This is a genomic window from Streptomyces niveus (genome assembly GCF_001723055.1).
Lineage (GTDB): Bacteria > Actinomycetota > Actinomycetes > Streptomycetales > Streptomycetaceae > Streptomyces > Streptomyces niveus.
Genome location: NZ_MDCR01000455.1, coordinates 1 through 9593 on the forward strand (window position 1 = coordinate 1; position 9593 = coordinate 9593).

At 71.7% G+C, this 9593-nt stretch carries 10 protein-coding genes and 1 pseudogene; 8 read left to right on the forward strand and 3 right to left on the reverse strand.

Going from position 1 to position 9593, the window contains the following annotated elements:
• The 5 genes from BHU15_RS36045 to BHU15_RS36065 all read left to right on the forward strand — a co-directional run.
• The coding region (locus BHU15_RS36045) for an ADP-ribosylglycohydrolase family protein (protein ID WP_141726968.1) at positions 1 to 495 on the forward strand (495 nt) is incomplete at its 5' end.
• A gap of 64 nt (positions 496 to 559) precedes the next feature.
• A complete protein-coding gene (locus BHU15_RS36050; protein WP_069630951.1) occupies positions 560 to 1204 on the forward strand; it encodes an alpha-ketoglutarate-dependent dioxygenase AlkB family protein in 645 nt (214 codons plus the stop codon).
• 63 nt (positions 1205 to 1267) lie between these two features.
• Entirely contained in the window at positions 1268 to 1996 is a 729-nt protein-coding gene (locus BHU15_RS36055) for a GntR family transcriptional regulator (protein WP_069630952.1), read from the forward strand.
• A gap of 38 nt (positions 1997 to 2034) precedes the next feature.
• Entirely contained in the window at positions 2035 to 3042 is a 1008-nt protein-coding gene (locus BHU15_RS36060; protein WP_069630953.1) for a 1-aminocyclopropane-1-carboxylate deaminase, read from the forward strand.
• Between the two features lie 269 nt (positions 3043 to 3311).
• Positions 3312 to 4058, forward strand: coding sequence for a carbonic anhydrase (locus BHU15_RS36065; RefSeq protein ID WP_069630954.1), 747 nt, complete (start codon positions 3312 to 3314; stop codon positions 4056 to 4058).
• 25 nt (positions 4059 to 4083) lie between these two features.
• Here the strand turns inward: BHU15_RS36065 and BHU15_RS36070 are convergent, their stop codons facing one another.
• A complete protein-coding gene (locus BHU15_RS36070; protein ID WP_069630955.1) occupies positions 4084 to 4437 on the reverse strand; it encodes a YkvA family protein in 354 nt (117 codons plus the stop codon).
• A 486-nt stretch (positions 4438 to 4923) separates the two neighbouring features.
• On the opposite strand from BHU15_RS36070, the gene BHU15_RS36075 reads away from it, so the two are divergent.
• The 3 genes from BHU15_RS36075 to BHU15_RS36085 all read left to right on the forward strand — a co-directional run bounded on the left by BHU15_RS36075 (position 4924) and on the right by BHU15_RS36085 (position 7323).
• Positions 4924 to 5700 carry a polysaccharide deacetylase family protein gene (locus BHU15_RS36075; RefSeq protein ID WP_069630956.1) on the forward strand — a complete coding sequence of 259 codons (777 nt, stop codon included), beginning with the start codon at positions 4924 to 4926 and terminating at the stop codon, positions 5698 to 5700.
• A gap of 85 nt (positions 5701 to 5785) precedes the next feature.
• Positions 5786 to 6244, forward strand: coding sequence for a DNA-binding protein (locus BHU15_RS36080; protein WP_069630957.1), 459 nt, complete (start codon positions 5786 to 5788; stop codon positions 6242 to 6244).
• A 68-nt stretch (positions 6245 to 6312) separates the two neighbouring features.
• Positions 6313 to 7323 (forward strand): D-cysteine desulfhydrase family protein, encoded by a 1011-nt coding sequence (locus BHU15_RS36085; RefSeq protein ID WP_255293294.1) that lies wholly within the window; start codon positions 6313 to 6315, stop codon positions 7321 to 7323.
• Between the two features lie 27 nt (positions 7324 to 7350).
• Here BHU15_RS36085 and nhaA read toward each other — a convergent pair whose 3' ends face one another.
• Both nhaA and BHU15_RS36095 read right to left on the reverse strand, forming a co-directional pair.
• Positions 7351 to 9246: a Na+/H+ antiporter NhaA gene (gene nhaA / locus BHU15_RS36090; RefSeq protein ID WP_069630958.1), complete on the reverse strand. Its 1896-nt coding sequence runs from the start codon at positions 9244 to 9246 to the stop codon at positions 7351 to 7353.
• Between the two features lie 81 nt (positions 9247 to 9327).
• A pseudogene (locus BHU15_RS36095) lies at positions 9328 to 9593 on the reverse strand (hypothetical protein); the annotation flags it as partial.

The following is a 9593-nucleotide window of genomic DNA, read 5'->3' on the forward strand; positions in this document are numbered from 1 at the left end:
TCGGCGAACCGGGCGCCGAGAGGTGCGACGCGCATCGCCGACGACCTCGAACGCGTCGTGGAGCAGGCCGCGTTGTCGGCGGAGGTGACCCACGCCCATCCCCAGGGCGTCGCGGGCGCGGTGGCGGTCGCCGTGGCCGCCGCGCTCTCCGCCCGGGGCGGGCTGACGATCGAGGCGGTGCACGAGGCGACCCCTCAGGGGCCGGTACGGGACGGTCTCGCGCGGGCGGTGGGCGTGCCCTTCGCCACCGAGCCGTGGCAGGCGTCGGACATCCTCGGCAACGGGCAGCGCATCCGCGCGGACGACACCGTCCCGTTCGCCGTCTGGACGGCGGCCCGGCACCCGGACGACCTGGAGGCCGCGCTGTGGGCGACGGCCGAGGCGTTCGGCGACGTCGACACGACGTGCGCCATCACGGGCGGCATCGTCGGCGCGCGTACGGGGGTGGACGGCGTACCGCGCGAGTGGCTGGACCGGCGGGAGGGGCTCGGCTGAGCGCCCTGCGGGTACCGGACAGGCAATTCGTTCGTACGTTCGAACGTGTGGTTATGCTGGGCGTATGGCAGCACACGCGCAGGGTTCACTCTTCGACCAGACCGACGAGATCCGGCTCGGTCCGCTCACGGACGTCACCAGGACCGTGCTCGGCGACGGCGCGTGGATCGATCTGCTCCCCGGCTGGCTCGGCGGCGCCGACGCGCTGTACGAGGAGCTGGCGTCCGGCGTGCCCTGGCGGGCCGAGCGCCGGCAGATGTACGAGCGGGTGGTGGCGGTGCCGCGGCTGCTCGCCTTCTACGGAGAGCGGGGCGACGGCGGTCGCGACGAGCTGCCGCACCCGGTCCTGGCCGAGGCGCGCGACGCGCTGAGCACGTACTACGCGGGCGAGCTGGGCGAGCCGTTCACGACCGCCGGACTCTGCTACTACCGCGACGGCCACGACGGCGTCGCCTGGCACGGCGACCGGACGGGCAGAGGCTCCCGCGAGGACACCATGGTCGCGATCCTGTCCGTCGGCGCCCCGCGCGATCTGGTGCTACGGCCCCGCCACCGCCACGGCACCGTCGTCCGCAGACCGCTCGGGCACGGCGACCTCATCGTCATGGGCGGCTCCTGCCAGCGCACCTGGGAGCACGCGATCCCCAAGACGACACGCGCGGTGGGCGCGCGCATCAGCGTCCAGTTCCGGCCGCGCGGCGTGAGCTGACCGCACCGGCCCGATCCCGTCGCGACCTTGACGGTTCAGGGCTCGCGATGTGCAATATATTGCATGCCGGTACCGCAGAGCCGAGGGCTCGTCTCCAGATCGCTCCTCCGGGAGAACGCCTACCAGGCCCTCAGGGACGCGATCGTCGACGGCACGCTCGCCCCGGGGGAGCGGCTCAACGACAGTGATCTCGTGGCGTGGCTCGGCATCAGCCGCACGCCCATCCGGGAGGCGCTGGGACGCCTGGAGCAGACCGGTCTCGTACGGACCAAACCCGGCCGCTACACGATCGTCAGCCCGCTGGACCTCCGGGCCGCCCGGGGCGCGCAGTCCGTCACCGCAGCCCTGCACGAACTGGCCGTACGCGAGGCCCTGCCCAACCTGTCCACCGCCGAACTCGACGCCATGCGCGCCGCCAACACCCGCTTCGCCGAGGCCCTCGCCAGGAACGACGTGGACGCGGCCGTGGCCGCCGACGACGCCTTCCACGGCGTCGCGGTGACCGCGAGCGCGAACCAGGCCCTGCGTGCCGTACTCGAACAGTTCACACCGGTGCTGCGCCGCGTCGAGCGGCTGCGCTTCTCCTCGCTGAGCGGCCGTGGCTCGGTCGCCCAGCACGACCGGATCGTCGAACTGTGCGCCGCCGGCGACGTGGAGGGCGCCGCGGCGGCGACCCGGGCCAACTGGGAGACACTCGCGCCCCTCCTGGACGCCCTGCCCGCCGACGAGCACGAGCACGAAGAAGACGTCGCGCACGAAGACGTCGCGCACGAAGACGAGCACCACGACTGACACCCCCCGCCCCGCCGCTTCGACCCCAGGAGCCACCGATGCCGCTCGACGACTTCCCGCGTCACCCTCTCCTCTTCGGCCCCAGCCCCGTCCATCCGCTCGACCGCCTCTCCGGCCACCTCGGCGGCGCCCGGATCTGGGCGAAGCGCGAGGACTGCAACAGCGGCCTGGCGTACGGCGGGAACAAGACCCGCAAGCTGGAGTACCTGGTCCCGGACGCCCTCGCGCGGGGCGCGGACACCCTCGTCACCATCGGCGGCGTCCAGTCCAACCACACGCGCCAGGTCGCGGCCGTCGCCGCCCGGCTCGGACTGAAGGCGGTCCTGGTCCAGGAGAGCTGGGTCGACTGGCCCGACGCCGTCAACGACAAGGTCGGCAACATTCTGCTGTCCCGCGTCATGGGCGCCGAAGTGCGCCTGGTCGACGCGGGGTTCGGCATCGGTACGAAGGACAGCTGGCACCGCGCCCTGGCCGACGTCGAGGCCGCCGGCGGCACGCCGTACGCGATCCCGGCCGGCGCCTCGGACCACCCGCTGGGCGGACTCGGCTTCGCCAACTGGGCCTACGAGGTGGAGCGCCAGGAGCGTGAACTGGGCGTCTTCTTCGACACGATCGTGGTGTGCAGCGTCACGGGCAGCACCCAGGCCGGCATGATCGCGGGATTCGCGGGCCAGGACCGCCCCCGCCGGATCCTCGGCATCGACGCCTCCGCCACGATCGACGAGACCCACGCCCAGGTCGCGAGGATCGCCCGCGCGACCGCCGAACTCATCGGACTGGGACGGGACGTGCGGGACGACGAGATAACCGTCCTGGCGGGCTGGGCCGGGGACCTCTACGGCATCCCGGTGGAGTCCACGCTCGACGCCGTCCGGCTCACGGGCCGTCTGGAAGGCATGATCATCGACCCGGTGTACGAGGGGAAGTCGATGGCCGGGCTGATCGATCTCGTACGCGGCGGGGACATCCCGCCGACCTCGAACGTGCTCTACGCACACCTCGGCGGCCAGCCCGCCCTCAACGCGTACAGCGGTGTCTTCCGCTGACCCGAGGACGGTCCGAGACCGACCCGAGGACTGCTGAACGGATCATGTCTTCAAGGTGAACTCCTGGCGCTGCAGGCGTAGTTCGGCCTCGCGGACCACTCCTTTGCCCACTGCCGCGAGCAGCCTTCGACCGATCACCGGTCGTCGCGAAACGGTCGTGAGTGGTCACGCTCAGGTCATTTATGGCCAAGGGATACTCAAGAGACGGCCAAGACTTTCTTTGTGTGAAAGTCCTTTAATGTTACGGGCGTTAACGTCCGTGCGTGAAAATGACCACACATGCTCAGATGCCGGTGGCGACCAGCCGCCGCGCGCTGCTCCGCGCCTCCGTCGCCACCGCGGCGGTCGCCACCGCGGCCGGAAGCGGACTCATCGCCGGCGCCATGCCGGCCGGTGCCGCCACCCGGACCCCCACTTCACACTCCTCCAGGCCCACCACCCCCGCCGCCGCGCTGGCGGAGCTGTCCGCGGGCAACCGCCGGTGGCGGACCTACAAGCAACAGCACCCGCACGAGTCGCAGTCCGTGCGGCACTCGCTGGTGTCCGGCCAGGCGCCCTTCGCGCTGATACTCGGCTGCATCGACTCCCGCGTGCCGCCGGAGCTGGTCTTCGACCAGGGGCTGGGCGACCTCATGACCGTCCGCTCAGCCGGTGAGGTCCTGGACGAGGCGGTGCTCGGCAGCGTCGCGTACGGCGTCCTGGAACTCGGCATCCCGCTGGTCCTGGTCCTCGGGCACCAGTCGTGCGGCGCCGTCGCCGCCGCCGTGCACGCGGAGGAGACGGGCGAGTCGCTGCCCGCCCACATCCAGTACATAGCCGACCAGATCAAGCCCGCGATCGACCACTCGCAGGAGGGCGACGCGCGGGTGAACGCCACGGTCAGCGCCCAGGTCCAGCTGGTCCGTTCACGTCTGGCGGCCGAGGCCGATCTCGCCGCCAAGGTGGCCGAGGGCAAGCTGGAGATCGTCGGCGCGCGCTACGAACTCGACACCCAGCTGGTCCACCGACTCAGCTGATCAACCGGAGCCCGGCGGGGCTTCCTCACGGTGAACCAAGGGATCGCGGACGAGTGCCTCTCGTCCGCGATCCCTTGCGTTCACGGTCCTGGACATGGGCCGCCGCGCCCGCCGACGCCGCGTGCAGAGAGCGCAGGGCGAGCAGCAGGACGCCGATGTCGTCGAGATAGACGGGGTCGGGCAGCAGGTCGACGGGGCTCACCACATAGATGAGGGCTCCCCAGTACGCGGCGCGGTTGGACAGCGGCACCCCGGCCTCGCGCAGCAGCGCGCGGGTCCGGAAGACCTTGACGAACAGAACGACCGTCGCGACGAGCATCGCGACGAGCGCGAGCGCGACGGCGGCGACGATCAGGATGACCGTGGGGCTGGTGTCCATCGTTTCCGTCGCCTCCTGGGGCGCGGGCCTGGCGAGCTGAGGGCGTGTCCCGGAGCGTCTTCCCGTAACGCGGCACTTCAACGTGCGAAGGGCGCGAGTTCACCGTGTTGCCCCTTTTCCGTGGGCGGTTTCCGGACCTCTATGAACCGTGCGTATACCCCATGTGTATAGTGGCTCGCATGTCATGGGACCCCGCCTGGCCTGGCATTTTCTGTCATTCCCGGCTCCATCCGCCCTGCCCCGCGCCCAGTCGCGGTGACGGGATCCGGATGTAAGCAGCCGCCCTTCCGAGGGCCCCTTCCCGCGCACGACAACCCCCCTCGCACGCGCCGTCGCGAGGCTCCGGGGCAGGCCCCGTCGTGCCCGTCGCCGCGACGCCGCGGCCGTACGCCGCGTAGACCCGGTACGCCGCGCGCCACCGGAAACACCGTCACAGAACGCAGAGAGAGCTCCGTCATGCCCGAAAACGCCACACCTCGCTCCGCCATGCCCGAGAACAGGTCATGCGCGCCCATGCGCCGTACCGCCGTCGCCGCACTCGCCGTCGTCGCGGCACTCGCCCTGACCCTCACCGGCTGTGGCACGCAGACCGTCTCGCCCGCAACGGTCAGAGGGGACGCGGGAGATGACGGCAAGGGCCGGTACGGCTCCGTCGACTGCGCCGAGGCCAAGTGCATCGCCCTCACCTTCGACGCCGGCCCCGGCAAGGACACGCCCCGGCTGCTGGACATCCTCAAGGAGGAGAAGGTGCCGGCCACCTTCTTCCTGCTGGGCAAGAATCACGTACTGGCCCATCCCGAGACCGTGCGCCGCATCGCCGACGAGGGGCACGAGGTCGCCAACCACACCTGGAGCCACGGGATACTCACCGATCTCGACCGGGACGGGATACGCGAGGAACTCGCCCGCACGCAGAACGCCATCGCCGAGATCACCGGGCACAAGCCCACACTGATGCGCCCGCCCCAGGGCCGTACCAACGGCGACGTCACCGACATCTCCCGCGAACTCGGCCTCTCGCAGATCCTGTGGAGCGCCACGGCCAAGGACTACTCCACGACCGACTCCGCCCTCATCGAGCGCCGCATAATCGACGACGCGTCAGCCGACGGGATCATCCTGCTGCACGACATCTACGACGGAACGGTCCCGGCCGTGCCGGGAATCATCAAGAAGCTGAAGGAGCGCGGCTTCACCTTCGTGACCGTTCCCCAGCTCTTCGCGCCGGCGGTTCCCGAGCCGGGCGAGGTGTACCGCCCGTGAGCCGCCGGCCGTACCGATCCGATGTGAACGAAGTGTTCAACACGATCAGTTGACACCATTGTGTGCGCCGAAGCATGCTGGCCGTATGCCATCGACTCCTGACCAGCACACCTCCGACCCCTTCACCGCTCCCCACCCGGACCAGGCCCGCGCGCACCGGGTGCACGCGTCCCTGTTCCGTATCGCCGAGCGGCACGCGGCCACCGACGCGCAGCGGCGCAGGCAGGCGCATCCGTCCGTCATCGCGCCGCACGAAGCCGTCCGGCTCGTGTCGTTCCTGCTCAGCGGCGCGGCGAAGCGGGAAGCGGACGAGCCGGAGGTGGACCAGGCCGACATCACCGCCGCACTGAGCCTTGTGCCGCGCGCCCGTGGGGACATGGACGAACTGGAAGCGGGACTCCTCCAGATGGCGCGGGGCCGGGGCATGACCTGGCAGGAGGTCGCCTTCGGCCTCGGTCTCGGCACCCCGCAGGCCGCCCGCCAGCGCTACGAACGCCTCGTCGGGCGTACGGCCACCGACGAGGCCGGTGACGGGAAGGGGTAGCCGGGGGCGGCGCGCGGAGCGGCCCCCGCGCGCGGCGAGTCGCGGAGCGGGCAGGCAGAGTGGAGCCCATGGTGACCATGTCCACGGGCGACGCTCAGCCGCCCCGCGCCCCGCTCGGCAGTTGGCCGACCCCGCTCGAACCGATGCCACGACTGGCCCGCGCGCTCGGCCTCGGCGCCGACGACCTGTGGGTCAAACGCGACGACCTCATCGGCCTCGGCGGCGGGGGCAACAAGGTACGCAAACTGGAATGGACCTGCGGGGCGGCACTGGCCGAGGGGGCCACCGTCCTCGTGACGACCGGCGCGCCGCAGAGCAACCACGCCCGCCTCACGGCGGCGGCCGGAGCCCGGCTGGGGCTCGACGTCGTTCTCGTACTGGCCGGTGATTCCGGATCGTCCGAGTCCGGCAATCTCGCGCTCGACGGCCTGTTCGGCGCGCGGGTGGTGTGGGCCGGGGAAGGCGGCAAGGACGAGATCGCCGCCACCGCCCGGCATGTGGCGGGCACACTGCGGGACCGGGGCGCCGTCCCCGCGCTGATCCCCTTCGGCGGATCCAGCGCGCTCGGCGCCCGGGGCTACGTCGAGTGCGGGAAGGAACTCCTCAACCAGGTACCCGACCTGGCGTCCGTCGTGGTCGCGCTCGGCTCCGGCGGCACCATGGCAGGACTCGTCGGCTCGCTGGGACCCGAGCGGGTGCTGGGCGTCCACTGCGGAGCCGTCACCGAACCGGCCCGCGTCGTGTCGGACCTGGTCTCCGGCCTCTCCGGTACGCACTGCCCGCCGGAGTCCCTGCGGATCAGGCTCGACCAGGTGGGCGCCGGCTACCCCGTGCTGACCGAACCGGTCATGACCGCCCTCACACTCGTCGCCCGTACCGAGGGCATCGTGCTCGACCCCGTCTACACCGGCCGCGCGATGGCCGGGCTGACGGCCGCCGTCCGGGCCGGCGAGATCACCCCGGGCCGGCGCACGGTCTTCCTGCACTCGGGCGGTCTGCCCGGCCTCTTCGGCCACCCGCCGACCCTGGCCAGGGCGGCGGCCGAACTGGCCGTCGACGGCGACCCGTTGAGCGTCTGAGGCATCCGAGGCAACGGCTGTCCGGCGTCATGACTCCGGCTCGGTGAGCGCCGCCTGCTGGCGGGCGGTGCGCACCGCCGCCGAGAGATGACCGATGTCGTACGCCCCGTGGTGACGGCGCCCGTTGATGAAGAACGTCGGCGTCCCCGACACCCCGCTCAGGTCCGCCGAGTCCACGTCGTCCGCGATCCGCCCCGCGCCCTTGTGGCGCCGCAGCTGCCGTTCGAAGCGCTCCGTGTCCAGACCGAGGTCGGCGGCGAAGCCCAGCGCGTCCGTGAACCGCAGCGTGCCCTCGCGCGCCAGCAGGAGATCGTGCATCTCCCAGAACGCGCCCTGGTCGTGCGCGGCCTCCGACGCCTCGGCCCCGAGCATCGCGCCCGGGTGGACGTCGGTCAGCGGCATGTGCCGCCACACGTAGCGCACGTCCCCGAAGTCGGCCAGCAGCTCCCGGATGACCGGCTCGGCCTTCCCGCAGTACGGGCAGTCGAAGTCGCCGTACTCCACGACGGTGACCGGCGCCGCCAACGGGCCGCGAATCTTGTCGAGTTCGGGATCGACGGGGACCGCGAGGTCCACGATCGACTCGGCGGTACCGAGCAGGGCGCGGTTGCGCCGCCGCTTCGGCAGCAGCCCGATCACAGCGCTCACCGCCCAGGTCAGCGTGAACGCGCAGAGCAGAGCGGTGAGGATGCCGATCTTGGCGTTCTCCAGCTGTTCGCCGTCGAAGGCCAGCGTGGCGATCAGCAGCGACACCGTGAATCCGGCACCGGCGACCGTCCCCCCGGCGGCGACGGCGCCCCAGCCGACGGGCGGGCGCAGCCGGCCGTGGCTGAACCGCGCGGACAGCCACGAGGCGGTGAGGACCGCGACCGGCTTGCCGACGAGATACGCGCACACGATGCCCAGCGTCACGGGGGAGGCGAAGGCCTGCGCCAACTGGGCGCCGGAGAGCTGGATCCCGGCGTTGGCCAGCGCGAACACCGGCACGATCACATAGCTCGACCACGGGTGGTACATCCGCAGCAGCCGGTCGTTCGGCGAGATCGCCGACGCCAGTCCGATCCGCGCGGAGCGCTCCAGCTCCGGCGTCGGCTGTTCCCTGAACCGGCGGAAGAGGCCGCTGGCACGCTCCAGATCACCGCGCGCTGCGGGGTACGCGGACGTGAGCAGCCCCATGACCAGCCCGATGACGACGGGATCGACACCGGACTCCCACAGCGCGACCCACGCGGCGATCCCCAGCAGCGCGTACCAGCCGCCTCGGCGCACCCCCTCGTACCGCAGCAGCACGATCACACCGAGAATGCCGATGGCCACCAGCAGCGCGACGGGCGCCACGCGCTCGCTGTAGGCGAAGGCGATCACCCCGAGAGCCACGAAGTCGTCGACGACGGTCACCGTCAGGATGAACGTGCGCAGCCCCGTGGGCAGACGCTTGCCGAGCAGGGCGAGCACGCCGAGGGCGAACGCGGTGTCCGTCGACATCGCGGCGCCCCAGCCGTGGACGGTGCTGTGCCCGGCGTTGACGAGGAGATAGATCGCGACGGGCAGAAGCATGCCGCTGATCCCGACGGCCACCGGCAGCGCGATCCGCCGGCCGTCACGCAGCTCGCCCATGTCCCGCTCGCGGCGCGCCTCAAGACCGACGACGAAGAAGAACACCGCCATCAGGCCGCTGTTGACCCAGTCGCGCACTTCGAGGGAGAGGCTCCGCGACCCGAACGACAGCCCCACATGGGTCCGCCAGAAGCGGTCGTACGAGGAGAGGTCGGTGTTCGCCCAGGCGAGCGCGGCGATCACGGCGACCAGCAGTACGGCCGCGCTGCCGGTCTCGGTACGCAGGAACGCCCGCCACGGCGTACGCGTCGGCCCGCCGCACTCGGTCTGCGCGGTGAATCCGTCGGCTGGTGAGGAATCCGTCATTTCTGGATTCTCCACGCGCCGGGCGGACGGGACGGGCAGCGGGCAGTGTGTCGGCCGGGGCTCTCGCCGTCACCGCCGCGTTCACCGAGATCCTGCCGGTGGACGGACGGTGACCCAGCCCCCGCGTACGTCCCAGGTGCCCCCCTCGGCGGTGGCACCGCGCAGACCCCGCACCGTGTCCGGCCCGGCGAGCGCAGGCAGGCGGGAGTCCAGCAGCGACGCGAAGGCGACGGTGCGCGCCGGATCCCACGCGGTGCTGTGCCGCAGCCGGCGCGCCAGTTGCGCGAACCCGAGCGGCGTGGCCGCGATCACCCACGCGTCCGGCAGCCCGGCGGTCAGCCGCCGGG

What these genes read in the sequence shown, in the direction of transcription:
- BHU15_RS36065 (WP_069630954.1), top strand. Translation starts at nt 3,312, where the DNA reads ATGACCACACATGCTCAGATGCCGGTGGCGACCAGCCGCCGCGCGCTG.
- BHU15_RS36080 (WP_069630957.1), top strand. Translation starts at nt 5,786, where the DNA reads ATGCCATCGACTCCTGACCAGCACACCTCCGACCCCTTCACCGCTCCC.
- BHU15_RS36070 (WP_069630955.1), bottom strand. Translation starts at nt 4,437, where the DNA reads ATGGACACCAGCCCCACGGTCATCCTGATCGTCGCCGCCGTCGCGCTC.
- BHU15_RS36060 (WP_069630953.1), top strand. Translation starts at nt 2,035, where the DNA reads ATGCCGCTCGACGACTTCCCGCGTCACCCTCTCCTCTTCGGCCCCAGC.
- BHU15_RS36085 (WP_255293294.1), top strand. Translation starts at nt 6,313, where the DNA reads ATGGTGACCATGTCCACGGGCGACGCTCAGCCGCCCCGCGCCCCGCTC.
- BHU15_RS36050 (WP_069630951.1), top strand. Translation starts at nt 560, where the DNA reads ATGGCAGCACACGCGCAGGGTTCACTCTTCGACCAGACCGACGAGATC.
- BHU15_RS36075 (WP_069630956.1), top strand. Translation starts at nt 4,924, where the DNA reads ATGCCCGAGAACAGGTCATGCGCGCCCATGCGCCGTACCGCCGTCGCC.
- nhaA (WP_069630958.1), bottom strand. Translation starts at nt 9,246, where the DNA reads ATGACGGATTCCTCACCAGCCGACGGATTCACCGCGCAGACCGAGTGC.
- BHU15_RS36055 (WP_069630952.1), top strand. Translation starts at nt 1,268, where the DNA reads ATGCCGGTACCGCAGAGCCGAGGGCTCGTCTCCAGATCGCTCCTCCGG.